This is a genomic window from Pedococcus sp. P2_F6 (assembly GCF_056403675.1).
This window is the reverse complement of the sequence record NZ_JBFUEZ010000002.1, coordinates 284136-299459: the sequence shown is the minus strand read 5'-3', so window position 1 is coordinate 299459 and position 15324 is coordinate 284136. Positions and strand designations below refer to the sequence as shown.

The following is a 15324-nucleotide window of genomic DNA, read 5'->3' as shown; positions in this document are numbered from 1 at the left end:
AGGGTGTCTCCGCGCGCGTAGCGTTGGCCCATGACGGGCCACCGCGTCCTCCTGGTCGACGACCACGCCCAGTTCCGGGCGTCGGCGAGTGCGTGGCTGAGTCGTGAGGGGTTCACGGTCGTGGGGGCCGCCGCCAGCAGCGCAGAGGCCTTGGAACAGGCCCGGGAGCTGGACCCCGAGGTGGTTCTGCTCGACCTCAACCTGCCCGACTCCGAGGCTGGTCTGAGGCTCGCGGGCGCCTTGGCCGAGGCCAACCCCCGCCGAATCCTGATCATCATCTCGAGCGACGCCGATGCGGCCTCCGATCCCCGGGTCGTCGCAGCGCCAGTGGCGGGCTTCATCGCCAAGCAGGACCTGGCATGCGACGCGATCACGGCCTTGCTGGGCTGACCGCACCGCTCGTCGCGAGCGGTGTGGCCGGCGTGGTCGCCCTGGCGGGATGGCTGGCGCCGGGAGTCGCCCAAGCGCCGCAGCCGTTGTTCGGCGATCGTTTCGCCGGGTGGGCCCTCCTCGCCGCCGGGGCCGGTGCTGCCTGGCGTGGTCGGCTGCGGGTGGCCTGGCTTCTGCTGGCAGCCGGTGTTTTGTGGGTCGTCGTCGGGCTCGCGGGTCTGCTCCCGACTCCCCTCGAGGGACCGGTCCTGCGCCTCGGCCTCCTGCCCGGAGGCCTCGTGGTCGCGGCTGCCCTCCTCGGACTGTCGACCGCCGCGAGGCTCTCGACTGCCGCCACGCACGTGCCCTCTCGTTGGGTGCGCTGGGCGCCGGGACTGGTGCTGCTGCCGGCCTGCGTGGCGGCCCTCGGCTACGGCCGGTGGGCGCACACGGCCACCGGCGCGGCGGGGGTGGCCTTCGTCCTGCTCGCCCTTCGTCAGCGCACAGCCCCTCACGGCACAGACCTTCGTCACGGCGCACTCGTGCGTCGTCCCGGGCAGGACGCCCTCCGGGGCGCCGCCGTCATCGCCATGGGGGTCGCCGGCGCCCTGGCTTTGGCGGGTCTGGTGACCGCTGGGGTGGGGGGTGCCGCAGCGGCAACGGCAAGCACCCTGCTCGAGGGAGCGCTGGGGCTCGGAGCGCTCGTGGTGGCCGCCGGTCCGGAGCCGCGGGAGTGGCGACCAGGTCAGGAAGGGGAGGCGCCACACGGCCTGGAGGACGCCCTGGCCAGGACGTTGGGGTGGGACCAGGTGCAGGTGGCCTTTCCGTTGGCCGGCGCCTCCGTGGACTCCGGTGGTTCGCCGACGACTCCGCCCGCCGACGGTGAGGAGGTGGTGGACCCTGACGGCCGGCTGGTGGCCGTCCTCGCCCCCGGACTCGGCGGTGACCCCGGTGTCGCCGACTCGGTCCGGGAGGTGCTCCGGCTGGCCCGACGTGGCGCCCTGCTGCAGGCCGAGCTCAGGGACCGGGCCACCGAGCTCGCCGCCTCGAGGGAGCGGTTGGTGCGGGCGGCGGAGGCGGAGCGGGAGCGATTCGTGGCCAGCCTGGCTCGGGGACCGGTCGCGCGGATGGACCAGGTGGTTGCCGCCCTGGAGGGGTGTGGGCGATCCGTACCCGAGCTGCCCGATGCGCCGTCAGGGCTGTCTGCGCGTGCGGCCGGCGCGCGCGACGAGCTGCTGCGGGTCGCCCGCGGTGTCGACCCGGTGGGCGCGGAAAGCCTGGAGGATGCGCTGACCGGACTCGTCGCGCGCAGCGGCACCGGTGCGCGGCTGGCCTGCGACCTGCCGCATGGCTGGCGGCCGCGGGCCTCGGTGGCCCGGGCTGCCTGGTTCACGTGCGCCGAGGGACTGGCCAATGCGACCAAGCACGCTCCGGGTGCCGCGGTCGTCATCAGCGCCCGGCTCAGCGGTGACCAGCTCTGGTTGCTGGTCCGCGACGACGGGCCGGGTGGAGTCGACGTGGGCGGTCACGGGCTGGGCGGCCTGGTGGAGCGCGCGACTGCCCTGGGGGGAACCCTCACCGCGCGGTCTGGAGCGAGCGGCGGCTCGGAGCTCGAGCTGCGGCTGCCCGTCACGTCGAACGGATCGGGTCCGACGTCGCATGACCGGCGATCGGACCGTGACGGGCCGGCGCGCGCAACGCGCCGCGCCCAGTCGGGAGTCGTCGCACTGCTAGGTCTGTGCGTTGCCCTGGTGCTGTCGGCGTGCGCGGGTCCGCCCGCCCGCAGCGGGCGCGATGCCGACCCGGTCCTGCTGCGGACCATGTACGGCAACGGACCCGGCGGGATCGGCGCCGACGTGCTCGAGGAGCTGGTCCGGGCCTCCGCCGGCTCGTCGCTGGTGCTGGGCGCGGGGACGCAGCTTCCCTCGGCCGCCCAGTCAGAGGACGAGGAAGGCGGCACGCTGGCCGCCCTCCGGGCGGGGCGGGCGGACCTCAGCGTGATCCGGGCCGACCGTCTCGTCGGGGCCGGGGTTGCGTCACTGACACCGCTCCAGCTCCCGCTGCTCGTCGAGGCCCCGGAACACGCGGCTCGCGTCGCCGCGGATCCGGTCGCCGCGGCCCTGATGGCCGACCTTGACCGCATCGGGCTCGTCGGGCTCGCGCTGGTGCCGGGTGGCGCGCGGCATCCGTTCACGCACGGCGCCAAGGCGTTCCGCACTCCGCCCGACTACCGCGGGGAGGTCGTGAACACCCGCGTCGGCCCCGGGGTCGAGGCCATGGTCACGACCCTGGGCGCCAGGACCGACCACAGCGTGGGTGAGGTCCGGACCCGGAAGGTGGAGAAGCGCGCGGTGACGGGGATCGAGACGTCGCTGCAACAGGTGGGAGCAGTGACCCTCCCCGCCGTGCTCACCTCGAACCTCACGCTCTACACCAAGTTCGACGTCGTGGTCATGCGTCGTAGCGCGCACGCCGCCCTCTCCGCCGAGCAACGGCGACGGCTCGGCGCGGTCGTGCGCGACGGCATACGTGCTGGGGTGGCGCGACGGGACACCGAGGCGCGTGGCCTGCAGCGCTGGTGCAACACACCCTCGGCGGCGTCCGTACAGCTCACGCCGGCCGAGCTCGAGGCTTTCGGTGCCGCGCTCGCGCCCGTCGTCGCCGCGGCCCGTCGGGACGCCACGGTCGCGAAGCTGGTGGACCGGATCGTGGCCCTCCGAGGATCGGAACCCGCACCGGTGGGGGCCACCTGCGACAACCTCCATACTGCCGGCACCGACGTCTACTCCCTTGCGCCGCAAGGGCCTCAGACCCTGCTCGACGGCACCTGGCGGGTCGACGCCGACATCGCGGTCCTCCGGGCGGCGGGAGTTTCGGACGCCGAAGCCGTCAGCAACGCCGGGGTGTGGACCTTCGTGGTCCGCAACGGTCAGGTGGCCGTCGACCAGCCCCATGGCGCCGACTGCACCGCCGTGTTCGTCACCGCGGGTGAGAAGGTCACCCTGCACTTCGGGGTCGACGGCAACACCGAGTGCTACGGCTTGATGGCCGGCACCTACCACCGTGACGGAGACGTCGTGTCGTTCACGTGGCTGGCCGAGAGGTTCTACGACGTCGCGCTCGACCAGGCATTCTTCGCCGGAGGGATGCACCGTGTCACCCCGTAGCGGCACCGACCACGGGTCCAACCGCTCGGCTGGTCGACCCTGGCCAGCCCTCGCCGGACGTGGCTGATGGCTGACTTCGCGATGACCGTGGGACTGGGCGTGGCCGTCGTGGTGGTCGGCGCTCTCGGCCTCGTGGTCGGACGACAGCGGCGCCGGTATGCCGTCCTCGTCGTGGGTGGCGTTGCCCTCGTTGCGTTTTCGGCGGTCGACGACCCCACGACGGCCCTGCGGGCGCGTGACCTCGGCATCGCCCTGGGCCCGATGGCGGGGCTGTTGGGGGCGTCTGCCGTGCTCGTGCCGCGGCGGGGCGCGTGGGTCGCCCTGTCGGGGGCCCTGCTCGCTGGACCCGTGCGCGCGCTCGTCTACGACCCCTTCCTGCAGCTGGGCTGTGTCGACTGCCGTCCCAGCGAAGTCGTCCTCGCACCACACCCGGTCGTGGCGGAATGGTTGTCGGCCGTCGGTCCGGTGCTGGGGGTCGTTGCCCTGGGGGTCCACGCCGCGAGACCAGACCTGGCCGGAAGGTGGGCCGGGGGACGGGCCGGGAGGTGGGCCGGAGCGTGGGCCAGGAGGTGGCAGAGGGGATCGGCGGCGGGAAGCGCCCTCGTGGCCGCGGGCCTGGTTGCCGCCCTCGTGAGCGCCGAAGTCGGGGGCGCCATGGCCCTCGTGGCAGCCACCGGGGTGGTCGCCGTGGAGGACTATCGCGGCGCGATCGCCCAGCGGCGGCTCAGGGGCCTCGTGGACACCCTTCGCTCAGGGCGCCCCTTTGCGGACGTCCTTCGCGAGGCGTGGGGCGACGACGACGTCGAGGTGTCCTACTGGGTGCCCGACGAGGGTGGCTGGGTCACGCCGGCGGGGGTGGCCCGGCGCCCGCCGACCCCGGGAGCGACGCGGTTGCGCTGGGCCGGCGCGGTCACCGCAGCCGTCGAACAGGGTTCGCGCGATGCCCTCCCCGACCTCGAGCACGCACTCGACGTGCCCGCTCGGCTCACCCTGGACAACGAGCGGCTGTCCGCGGCGCTGGCAGCGCGCGTCCGCCGGGTGTCGAGGTCCCGCTCGCTGGTGGTCGAGCTGGGCGACCGCGAGCGCCGCCGCCTCGAGCGGGACCTTCACGACGGAGTCCAGCAACAGCTCCTCGCCCTCGGCCTCGATCTGCGCGGCGCGCTCGCGGACCTGCCGCCCGGGCATCCCGAACGGCCCGTCCTCGAGAGCTGCCTGGGTCAGGCCAAGCAGGCGCTGGAGGACCTGCGTGAGCTGTCGCACGGGCTGTACCCCCCGCTGCTGGCCACCAGCGGGCTGGGCCCCGCGCTGCGCAGCCTGGCCCGCCGGTCGGCTGTGCCGCTCGTGGTCGGCACCAGGCCTGAGGGGCTTCCCCACGGACGCCTCCCAGCGCCGGTCGAGCGTGCCGCGTATGCCGTGGTGTCCGACTCGGTCTCACGGGGGGATCCCGCGGGGGTCACCGTGGAGGTCGAGGTGACTTTCGCAGGGGCGGTGGAGGTGGCCGGCGAAGCGCGGGTTGGTGCCACCGCGATGACGCTGCGCGTCGCGGGGGGTCCCCCGGACCTCGCCGGGGTGCTCCCCGACATGGTGGAGGCGCTCGGTGGACGGGTCGGCCATGCTGACGGGGTGCTGACCGTGGTGCTGCCGTGCGCGTCGTAGTCGTCGAGGACCAGCTGCTGACACGCGAGGGGATCGTGCGCACCCTCGAGCGTGCGGGCGTCGACGTGGTGGCCGAGGTGGGTGACCTCGAGGGGCTGATGGCCGTCGTGGCGGTGGACCGGCCGGACGTGGCCCTGCTCGACATCCGGTTGCCCCCGACGTTCACCGACGAGGGACTTCGGGCCGCTGCCACGATCCGTTCGCTGTACCCCTCGACGGGGGTGCTCGTCCTGTCCCAGCACGTCGAGGTGGAGTTCGTCCTGCCTCTGCTCGAGGGTGCGTCCGGAGGCGTGGGCTACCTCCTCAAGGACCGGGTGCTCGAGGCGAGCACCCTGGTCGACGCCCTGAGGCGCATCGCCGCCGGCGAGTGCGTCGTCGACCCCTCGATCGTCGCCGACCTGTTGCCGGGCGGGCCGGACCAAGGGCCGAGCGGGCTCACGGATCGTGAGCGCGAGGTCCTCGGCCTGATTGCCGAGGGGATGACCAACGCTGGCATCGCCCGACGACTCGACATCAGTGAACGCACCGTCGAGGTGCACGCCCAGCACGTCTTCGCCAAGCTGCAGCTGCCCGACGACCAGTTCGCCAACCGTCGGGTCTTGTCTGCGCTCGCCTGGCTCGGCTCGGGCGACAGCAGCCGTCGCCGGCTCGGGTGACACCAGCCGTCGCTAGCCTCGGGTGATGACGCCAGAATCCGCCGAGACCTCTCCGTTCGTCGCCGACGAGAAGGCCGTCCTCCTGGCGGCGCTGCAGAGCCATCGCGACGTGATGGTGTGGAAGCTGGAGGGCCTGTCGGACCAGGACATCCGCCGACCCATGGTGCCCAGCGGCACCAACCTCGTGGGGCTGGTCAAGCACCTCGCCAACGCCGAGTACGGCTGGTTCTGCGAGACGTTCGGGCGTCCCGCCGAGCCGCTCACCGACATCTCCGACGACCCCGAGGCCGACATGCGGGCCGCTCAGGGCGAGGCCACCGACGAGATCGTGGCCTTCTACCGACGGGCCTGGGCGGCAGCGGACGCCGCGATCCACGAGCTGTCGCTCGACCACACCGGCACGGCCTACACCGGTCGGACGGTGAGCCTGCGCTGGGTGCTCGTGCACATGATCGAGGACACCGTCCGCCATGCCGGTCACGCCGACATCCTGCGCGAGCTGATCGACGGCGGCACCGGCCACCACGTGCCGCGCTGACCCTGCACCCCTGCGGCAATTTCGTCGAGGGGGTTGACAGCAGCGTGATCGCGACTTAGGTTCACCCTAAATTTAGTATCAAACAAAGGGTGAGCCACAGATGTCTCCGACCGGACCAGTTGCCGCACGTGGCAACCTCGTGCGTGCCGCCGTCCTCGGCCTCCTCGGCACCCGTGGTCCCTCGTCCCGTGCCGACATCGCCCGGGTGCTGGGGGTCAGCCCGGCGACCGTGACCCAGACGATCAAGGAGCTCCTCGCCCGCGAGCTCGTGACCGAGCTCGAGTCGGTGCCGAGCCAGGGCGGTCGTCCGGCCACGCTCCTGGGACTGGTGCGCAGTGCCGGCGGTGCCATCGGAGCCAAGGTCACCCCGAACCACGTCGCGCTGGTGTCCATCGACCTCGACGGCACGGTGCGTTCCTCCAGGGCGGTGCCCTTCGACGCCGCCCGACCGGCCGCGCTGGACGCCTTGGCGGACATCCTGCGCGAGGCAGTGGCGCAGCACGAGGGTCGACTGCTCGGGGTCGGCGTCGGGTTGCCCGGCGCGGTCGACTCCCAGGCATCGGGCATCGTCGACGCCCCCACGCTCGGATGGGACCGGGCGCCGGTGGGTCCTCGACTGCGGGAGGCGCTCGGAGTGCCCGTCCTCGTGGACAACGACGTGAACACGCTCGCGGCGGCGGAGAGCGTCTACGGGATCGGGCGGTCACACGAGTCCTACCTCGTCGTGACGATCGGTTTCGGGGTCGGGCTCGGCATCGTCCAGCAGGGATCGGTCAGCCGGGGGGCCCACGGTGGAGCCGGCGAGATCGGCCACATCCCCGTGACCGTCGACGGCCCGGTGTGCGGCTGCGGAAACACCGGCTGCCTCGAGGCGCACATCGGCGAGTCCGGTCTGGTCGCCGCTGCCACGGAGCGCGGTGTGATCCACGCCGGCGACACCATCAAGGACCTCGTCCGCGAGGCCCGCGGAGGCAACGCCGATGCCCTTGCCGTCTATCGCGAGGCGGGCCGGATGCTCGGCAGCGCGCTCGCCGGCGTCGTGAACGTCCTCGATCCCGAGCTGGTCCTCCTCATGGGCGAGGGCATGACCGAGTGGGAGTTCTGGGAGAACGGTTTCGAGGACTCCTTCCGCGCCTGCCTGATGCCGACTCGTCGCGGAATCCGTTGTGCCGTCGAGTCCTGGACCGAGGACCAGTGGGCGGTCGGCGCCGCATCGCTCGTCCTCGCAGCACCATTCGACGCCGAGACGGCCGGGGCGCAGGGCGAGCTGGTGCGCGAGCGCATGCAGACGGCTGCCGTGGGCGGTGTCTCGTGACCGGCCGGGCCCGGTGGCGCAACCTGGGCTGGGTCGTCTTCTTCCTCGCGCCGAGCGCCATCCCCCTCGTTCTGTTCACCGCGACCCCGATGGCCTCGTCGATCTGGGTCAGCCTGCACGAGTGGAACCTCATTTCCCCGATGCGCTGGGTGGGCCTCGACAACTACCGCGGCCTCCTGACCGACCCCGGCACGCGCAGCGTCTTCCTGCACACGTTGATCTACTGCGCCGGCTACCTGCCGCTGGTGTTCACCGGCGGACTGGCGCTCGCCCTCGCGCTCAACCAGAAGCTCGCGGGACGGTCGTTCTTCCGCGCGGCCTACTTCCTGCCCGTCGTGACGAGCTGGGTGGTCGTGGCGCTGGTCTGGAAGTGGCTGCTCAACCCCACCAACGGCCTGGTCAACACGCTGCTCGGAGCCGTCGGCGCGCCGCAGCCCGGGTGGTGGACCGACCCGAACTGGGCGCTGCCCGCCGTCATCCTCTCCTCGGCGTGGAAGGACCTGGGCTTCGTCATGGTCATCATGCTGGCCGGGCTGCAGGCGATCCCCCAGGACGTCCTCGAGGCGGCCTGGGCGGACGGCGCCAACTCGTGGCAGCGCTTCTGGCGGATCACCCTGCCGTTGCTGTCCCCGTCGACGTTCTTCGTCGTGGTCATCTCGCTGATCAACGGTTTCCAGGTCTTCGACCAGGTCTACGTCATGACGGGCGGGGGCCCGTCCGGGTCGAGCCAGGTCGTCGTCGGCCAGGTCTACGACCTCACCTTCCGCTATGGCCGGGCCGGCGAGGCGAGCGCGCTCTCGTGGATCCTGTTCGCGGTCATCCTGCTCATCACCGTGGTCCAGATCCGCGGCCAGCGACGGTGGGTGAACTATGCCTGACACGCTGACGCCGTTGGCCCCGCCTGCCACCCAGGTCACCGCGCCTTCGCGACCGCGCCGACCGCTGTCGGCCTGGACCGTCCTTCGGTATGCCGCGGTGCTGGCCGGCGCGGTCGTCATGCTCTTCCCGTTCCTGTGGACCGTCGTCACCTCGATCACGCCGGAGGGAAGTCTCGCCGGCGGGCCCAAGCTGTTCGTCGAGAACCCGACGCTGGCGGCATACCGGACGCTCCTGGACGCCCTGCCGATGTGGCGCATCGTCGCCAACTCGCTGTGGGTCGCGGTGGTGTCGACGCTCCTGCAGCTCGTGACCGGGTCGATGGCGGCCTATGGCTTCGCGCGGCTCAAGTTCCGCGGCAAGGGCGTCGTCTTCGCGCTGTACCTCGCCACGCTGATGGTGCCGATGCAGGTCCTGGTCGTGCCGCTGTTCATCGAGATGAAGTCGCTCAACCTGCAGGACACCTACATGGCGCTGCTCGCGCCGTCGATCGCCTCGGCGTTCGGGGTCTTCCTACTGCGGCAGGCAGTGGAGTCCGTGCCGCGTGAGCTCGACGAGGCAGCCACGATCGACGGTGCCGGACACCTGCGCATCTTCGTCACGATCATCCTGCCGCTCATCCGACCCGCGCTGGCGACGGTCGCCGTGTTCGCCTTCATGGGCAGCTGGAACAGCTTCCTGTGGCCCCTGGTCGTCATCCGCTCTCCCGAGTTCATGACCCTGCCGCTCGGGCTGGCGACCCTGCAGGGCCAGTTCACGACGCAGTGGGACGTCGTCATGGCTGGCTCGGTCTTCTCCATCCTCCCCATCGCCGTGGTCTACCTCCTGGCCCAGCGGCACATCATCGCCGGCGTCGCGCACACCGGCATCAAGTAGTCACCCGCACCCCCAAGCAGTCCCGACCGCGCGCCAACCGGAACGCGGCAGGCCCGAAAGGAAACACCATGAGGAACATCGCCAGGCGCAGCGTCGCGCCTGTCATCGCTGCCGGTCTGGTGCTGGCGCTCGGCGCCTGCGCGCAGGGGTCGGCCACCAAGTCGGTCGACGCCGCGGCGTCCGGTGGGAAGACCACCATCCGCTACATGAACTTCTCCGCCAACGGCGGACACGAGAAGGACCTCGACGCGATCAAGGCAGCCTTCGAGAAGGCCAACCCCGACATCACCGTGCAGATCGAGACCACCCCCTACGACGCCTACTTCACCAAGCTTCAGACCGCCGTGGCGGGCGGGACGGCGGGCGACGCCTTCGAGCTCAACTACGAGAACTTCGTGACGTACTCCTCCAACGGCTCGCTCGCGGAGCTCAAGGGCGTCAAGGGCGCGGCGTACAAGAAGTCCCTGCTCGACGCGTTCAGCGCGGACGGCAAGCAGTACGGGCTGCCGGAGTCGTTCTCCAACGTCGTCCTGTTCTACAACAAGGACCTCTTCAAGGCGGCCGGGGTTGCCGAGCCCACGTCGTCGTGGACCTGGGCTGACGAGCAGGCCGCGGCCAAGAAGCTGACCAACAAGGCCAAGGGTGTCTGGGGCGACTACCAGCCGGTGTCCTTCTTCGAGTTCTACAAGGCGCTGGCGCAGTCCGGTGGCGAGTTCCTCTCTGCTGACAAGAAGTCCGCGACCTTCAACTCGGACGCCGGCAAGCAGGCCGCGACCTTCCTGGTCGCCAAGTCGGGCACCACGATGCCGACCGAGGCCCAGGGCGCCGGCACGCCCGACTTCGACTCGAAGCTGTTCAAGGACGGCAAGCTGGCGATGTGGCACTCGGGGATCTGGATGTTCTCCGGCATGGCCGATGCCAAGTTCGCCTGGGACATCGCCGTCGAGCCGGGCAACACCACCAAGGCCTCCGCGATGTTCACCAACGGGGCAGTCGTCTCGGCCAAGAGCAAGAACCAGGCCGCGGCCCAGAAGTGGGTCACCTTCCTGACGTCGTCCGACGACATGGTCTCGGCACGTCTCGCGACCAGCTGGGAGCTGCCGCCGGTCGCAGACCAGGCCAAGCTGTCGAGCTACCTCGATGCAGGCAAGCCGGCCAACCGCAAGGCGGTCTTCGACTCGCTCGAGGCCACCGCGCTCCCGCCCGTCATCGAGCGGCAGCAGGAGATGCAGGACGCGGTCAACAAGGAGCTCACCGCGGCCGCTGCCGGGCGCAAGGACGTGTCTGCGGCGCTGGCCGACGCCCAGAAAGCCGTCGACGCGCTGCTCAAGTAGCCCGTCCGTCGCTGCCGGGGCCTCGGCCCCCTACGAGGTCCCGGCAGCTCCTCGACCACGAGAGACCCATGACTCTTCTCCACGACACCGCTGCGCCCCCGGCGCCCGGTGAGCGCACTCGCCTGCAGGACCTGGCACGCCACAGCCACGCCGTCATCACGGCGCACCAGGACGGGGGCGGCGCCTATCCGGCTTCGCCGACCTTCTCCGCCTATCGCGGCTATGCGTGGTTGCGTGACGGATCCTTTACGGCCGAAGGAATCTCGCGCTTCGGCGACGTCGCCTCCGCCGAGGCGTTCCACGACTGGGTATGCCGGGTGCTCGCCGGCCGTCGTGGCCAGGTGGACGACCTGCTCGTGCTCAAGGCCTCCGGCGCCGCAGTCCCGCTGGACCGGATGCTGCCCACGCGGTTCACCTTCGCGGGCAAGGACGGGTCGGACCCCTGGTGGGACTTCCAGACCGACGGCTACGGCATGTGGCTCTGGTCGGTGGTCACGCACGCTCAGCGGCACGGGCGCGACCTGGGTCGGTGGCTCCCCGGCATCGAGGTCGCCCTCGACTTCACCGCTGCGTTCTGGGACCTCCCCTGCTACGACTGGTGGGAGGAGCACGTCGAGCACCGACACACCTCGACCTTGGGAGCCATCCACGGCGGCCTCGTTGCGATCGCCGACTCGGACGTCCTCGACCCGGACCGCGCCGTGGCGGCGCGCGAAACGGCCGCGCAGGCACGGGCCCTCATCCTGGGCGAGGGCGTCGTCGACGGCCACCTGTCGAAGTGGCTCGGCTCGGCCGCGGTCGACGGGTCGCTGCCGGCCTGCATAGTGCCGTTCGGGGTCGTCGCAGTCGACGACCCGATCGCTGTCGCGACCATCGCGGCAGTCGGGACCGACCTCGACGTCGACGGCGGCGTCCACCGGTTCCGCGCCGACGTGTTCTACGGCGGCGGGCAGTGGCTCCTGCTCAGTGCCCTGCTCGGCTGGAACAAGGCCAGCGCCGGAGACCTCGCCGGCGCCTGGCGGCACCTGCGGTGGATCGCCGACCACGCCACCGCCGAGGGCGACCTCCCCGAACAGGTCCCTGACGACCTGCGGCACCCGGACGCTCGCCAGGAGTGGCTCGACCGCTGGGGCCCGGTCGCGACCCCCCTGCTGTGGTCGCACGGCATGTACCTGATCCTCGCCGACGAGCTCGGCCTCCTCGAAGGGCTCCACCCGTGACCACCTCAGATCCGCTGCTCACGCACCGACCCCACGGGATCGAGCACCCCTATGCGACCTCACTCGACCAGCGCATCCCCGTGCTTCCGGAGACCGGCCAGAGCGTTCTCCTCGGCGTCGTCGCCGATCCCCGCATCGTCAGCGTCACCTGTGAGTGGCGGGACGCGACCGGTCACGTCACGAGCCTGCCGCTGACCCCACGCCGCGCTGACGCAGCCTCGGCCGCGGCGCTTGCGGGCGGCGAGGGACACCTGGCCGAAGCCCAGGCCGCGTCGCTGGGAGGCGACGGCGGGTGGGCAGTGCAGAGCCCGCCCGTCGAGGACGACGCGGGCTACACCTACCGCTTCACGGCGGTGGGTGACGAAGCCGTTGCCACTGACTGGTTCGAGGTGCGGCCGGCCCACTGGACCCGCACGCTTCCCGACGGGTTCGAGGCGAGGTTCTCCGGCGGCGGCACGCGACTGGTCGCCGACTCGGTCGAGTGGCTGGTCACCACCACCGGCGTGCATCGGGCCAGGTTCGCCCTGGCGCTGGCCCCAGGCGACCACGTCGTCGGGTTCGGCGAGCGGTTCGACCACCTCGACCAGCAGGGCCGTCGCCTCGACGCCGTCGTCTTCGAGCAGTACAAGTCGCAGGGTGCTCATGGGCGCACCTACCTGCCCATGCCCTTCGCGCACGTGGTCGGGACGGATGGCGGGGGATGGGGCTTCCACCTCCGCACCACCCGTCGCTCCTGGTACGACGTCGGGGCGAGTGCGCAGGACGAGCTGCGCGTCGAGGTCGAGGCGGGGGGCGGCCCCGTGGCCCAGGTCGACCTGGGCACCTATGACGGGTCGCCGACCGAGGTGCTGTCGGCCTTCCTGGACGAGGTGGGTCGAGCCGAGGAGCTCCCCGACTGGGTCTTCCGGCTCTGGGCCTCCGGCAACGAGTGGAACACCCAGGAGCTCGTCATGGCGCGGATGGACACGCATCGCGAGCTCGACATCCCGGTCGGTGCCGTGGTGATCGAGGCGTGGAGCGACGAGGAGGGGATCATGATCCCCCGCGATGCGACGTACGACGTTCGTCCCGACGGGACACCCTTCGCAGCAACGGATTTCACCTACCCGGAGGGTGGTGCGTGGTCGGATCCCAAGGCGATGGTGGACGAGCTCCACAGCCGGGACGTCAAGGTGCTGCTCTGGCAGATCCCCCTGCTCAAGACGGCGCGCTCCGAGGAGGGCCTGCACGAGCAGGTGCTCGCGGAGGGGGCCGCGATGGTCGACGGCGGGCACGCGGTGCGCGAAGCCGACGGCACGGCATACCTCAACCGGGGCTGGTGGTTCCCCCAGTCGCTGATGCCGGACCTGTCGACCCAGCGCACCCGCGACTGGTGGACCGCGAAGCGGGACTACCTCGTCGAGGGACTGGGGATCGACGGGTTCAAGACCGATGGCGGCGAGCACGCCTGGGGCCACGACCTCGAGTACGCCGACGGGCGCCGGGGCGACGAGGGCAACAACCTGTATCCGGTGCACTACGCCAAGGCTTTCGGCGACCTCCTGCGCAAGCACGGCAAGGCGCCGGTGACGTTCTCGCGCAGCGGGTTCACCGGAGCGCAGGCGCACGGCGTGTTCTGGGCGGGCGACGAGGACTCGACGTGGGAGGCCTTCGGCAACTCCATCACCGCAGGACTCACGGCCGCATCGTGCGGGATCGTCTACTGGGGCTGGGACCTCGCAGGCTTCTCCGGACCGGTGCCCGATGCCGAGCTCTACCTGCGGGCAGCGGGCGCGTCGACGTTCATGCCGATCATGCAGTACCACTCCGAGTTCAACCACCACCAGCTCCCGCTGCGCGACCGCACTCCCTGGCACGTCGCCGACGTGACCGGTGACGAGCGCGTCGTGCCGGTCTTCCGCCGTTTCGCCAAGCTCCGGGAACGCCTGGTCTCCTACCTCGCGGCGCAGGCCGCAGTGACGGTCGCGAGGGACCGGCCGCTGATGCGCCCGCTGTTCTTCGACCACCCTGACGACTCGTACGTCTGGCAGCACCCGCGCCAGTGGATGCTCGGGGCCGACCTGTTGGTCAACCCCGTGACCGCGCCCGGGCACGACTCCTGGGCGACCTGCCTCCCCGAGGGTGACTGGGTCGACGTGTGGACGGGTGGGGCGGTCAGCGGCGGCCAGGTCGTCGACCGAGCAGTGCCGATCGACGTCGTCCCCGTCTATGCGCGGGCTCAGGCGTGGGCCGGTGGCCTTGCCGACGTCTTCACCGACTGACGGCCCCTCGCTCGCGAGGTCGACTCCTCGTCGGGGGGGGGCGCTCAGGGAAGTACGGCCTCGACGTCCGGGCGGCCGCGGCCCGGGAGGTTGCGCAGCGAGTCAAAACTCAGCACTGCCAACGCAATCCAGACGATGCCGAAGCCGATCCAGCGGGTGCCGGACATGTGCTCGTCGAGGAGCAGCACCCCGCAGAGGAGCTGGAGCACCGGCGTGATGAACTGCAGCAGCCCGATCGTGACCAACGGCACCCGGCGTGCGGCGGCGGCGAAGAGCAGCAGCGGCGTGGCCGTCGCGACACCGGCCGCGACGAGCAGCGTGGTGTGCCAGCCGCCGTCGGTCGTGAAGGTGGTGTCTCCCCGGGCAGTGAGCACCACCAGCATCACCGCGGCGACCGGGCCGAGCACCGCCGTCTCGGCGGCGAGGGAGTGCATGGCCTCCAGGGACGCGCCGATCTTCTTCTTCACCAAGCCATAGAGCCCGAACGACATCGCGAGGCTGACGGCGACGACCGGAACCGAGCCCGCGGCGATGCTCAGGTAGATGCCGGCGATCGCCCCGATGGCGACGGCCACCCACTGCAGGGGGCGCAGCCGTTCGCGCAGGACGACGACGCCCAGCGCCACTGTGACGATCGGGTTGAGGAAGTAGCCCAGCGCGGCCTCGGTCGTCCTGCCGCCCAGCACCGCCGCCACGTAGATCACCCAGTTCGCGGCGATGAGCAGCGCGGCCGCCGTGACGCCAAGACCCAGCCGAGGTCGCTGCCACAGCTGCCGGGTCCAGCCGAGGTCGCGCCGCACGACCAGCACCAGGGCGCAGAGCAGCAGCGTCCACAGGATGCGGTGCGACAGGATCTCCCAGGCGCCGGCGGGTTTCAGCGCCGCGAAGTAGAGGGGAAAGATCCCCCAGATGGCATAGGCGAGCAGGCCGTATGCCGCGCCGCGCTGTTCGTCGTCCCGCGGCACCTCAGGCGGTGGCAGGGCAGGGAGAAGTCGAGAGAGCGCGACACGCTGGCGCCGCAGCCGCTTCGCCAGCGTGTCGCGCCCACTCGACTGC

Annotated in this window: 12 protein-coding genes; 11 read left to right on the top strand and 1 reads right to left on the bottom strand. The window is 71.4% G+C overall.

The window, feature by feature from the left end:
• Positions 1 to 30 precede the first annotated feature (30 nt).
• The 11 genes from AC1DWP_RS06830 (at position 31) to AC1DWP_RS06780 (ending at position 14268) form a co-directional block, all read left to right on the top strand.
• Entirely contained in the window at positions 31 to 390 is a 360-nt protein-coding gene (locus tag AC1DWP_RS06830) for a response regulator (RefSeq protein WP_477613703.1), read from the top strand.
• Entirely contained in the window at positions 360 to 3536 is a 3177-nt protein-coding gene (locus AC1DWP_RS06825) for a hypothetical protein (RefSeq protein ID WP_477613702.1), read from the top strand. The genes AC1DWP_RS06830 and AC1DWP_RS06825 overlap by 31 nt, the downstream gene beginning before the upstream one ends.
• A gap of 66 nt (positions 3537 to 3602) precedes the next feature.
• Positions 3603 to 5192: a histidine kinase gene (locus tag AC1DWP_RS06820; protein ID WP_477613701.1), complete on the top strand. Its 1590-nt coding sequence runs from the start codon at positions 3603 to 3605 to the stop codon at positions 5190 to 5192.
• On the top strand, positions 5180 to 5848 hold the full coding sequence (locus tag AC1DWP_RS06815) for a response regulator transcription factor (protein ID WP_477613700.1): 669 nt from the start codon (positions 5180 to 5182) through the stop codon (positions 5846 to 5848). Before AC1DWP_RS06820 ends, AC1DWP_RS06815 begins: the two co-directional genes overlap by 13 nt.
• A 25-nt stretch (positions 5849 to 5873) precedes the next feature.
• On the top strand, positions 5874 to 6386 hold the full coding sequence (locus tag AC1DWP_RS06810) for a DinB family protein (RefSeq protein ID WP_477613699.1): 513 nt from the start codon (positions 5874 to 5876) through the stop codon (positions 6384 to 6386).
• Between the two features lie 100 nt (positions 6387 to 6486).
• Complete coding sequence (locus tag AC1DWP_RS06805) at positions 6487 to 7701, top strand: ROK family protein (RefSeq protein ID WP_477613698.1); 1215 nt, start codon at positions 6487 to 6489, stop codon at positions 7699 to 7701.
• The gene (locus AC1DWP_RS06800) at positions 7698 to 8579 is read left to right on the top strand and encodes a carbohydrate ABC transporter permease (protein WP_477613697.1); all 882 of its coding nucleotides are present in this window, start codon (positions 7698 to 7700) and stop codon (positions 8577 to 8579) included. Before AC1DWP_RS06805 ends, AC1DWP_RS06800 begins: the two co-directional genes overlap by 4 nt.
• Entirely contained in the window at positions 8572 to 9453 is an 882-nt protein-coding gene (locus AC1DWP_RS06795; protein WP_477613696.1) for a carbohydrate ABC transporter permease, read from the top strand. Before AC1DWP_RS06800 ends, AC1DWP_RS06795 begins: the two co-directional genes overlap by 8 nt.
• A gap of 68 nt (positions 9454 to 9521) precedes the next feature.
• Entirely contained in the window at positions 9522 to 10787 is a 1266-nt protein-coding gene (locus tag AC1DWP_RS06790) for an ABC transporter substrate-binding protein (protein ID WP_477613695.1), read from the top strand.
• A 68-nt stretch (positions 10788 to 10855) separates the two neighbouring features.
• Positions 10856 to 12007 carry a glycoside hydrolase family 15 protein gene (locus AC1DWP_RS06785; protein WP_477613694.1) on the top strand — a complete coding sequence of 384 codons (1152 nt, stop codon included), beginning with the start codon at positions 10856 to 10858 and terminating at the stop codon, positions 12005 to 12007.
• Positions 12004 to 14268, top strand: coding sequence for a glycoside hydrolase family 31 protein (locus AC1DWP_RS06780; protein WP_477613693.1), 2265 nt, complete (start codon positions 12004 to 12006; stop codon positions 14266 to 14268). The genes AC1DWP_RS06785 and AC1DWP_RS06780 overlap by 4 nt, the downstream gene beginning before the upstream one ends.
• Before the next feature lie 44 nt (positions 14269 to 14312).
• Here AC1DWP_RS06780 and rarD read toward each other — a convergent pair whose 3' ends face one another.
• The gene (gene rarD, locus AC1DWP_RS06775) at positions 14313 to 15233 is read right to left on the bottom strand and encodes an EamA family transporter RarD (RefSeq protein WP_477613692.1); all 921 of its coding nucleotides are present in this window, start codon (positions 15231 to 15233) and stop codon (positions 14313 to 14315) included.
• Positions 15234 to 15324: the final 91 nt, after the last annotated feature.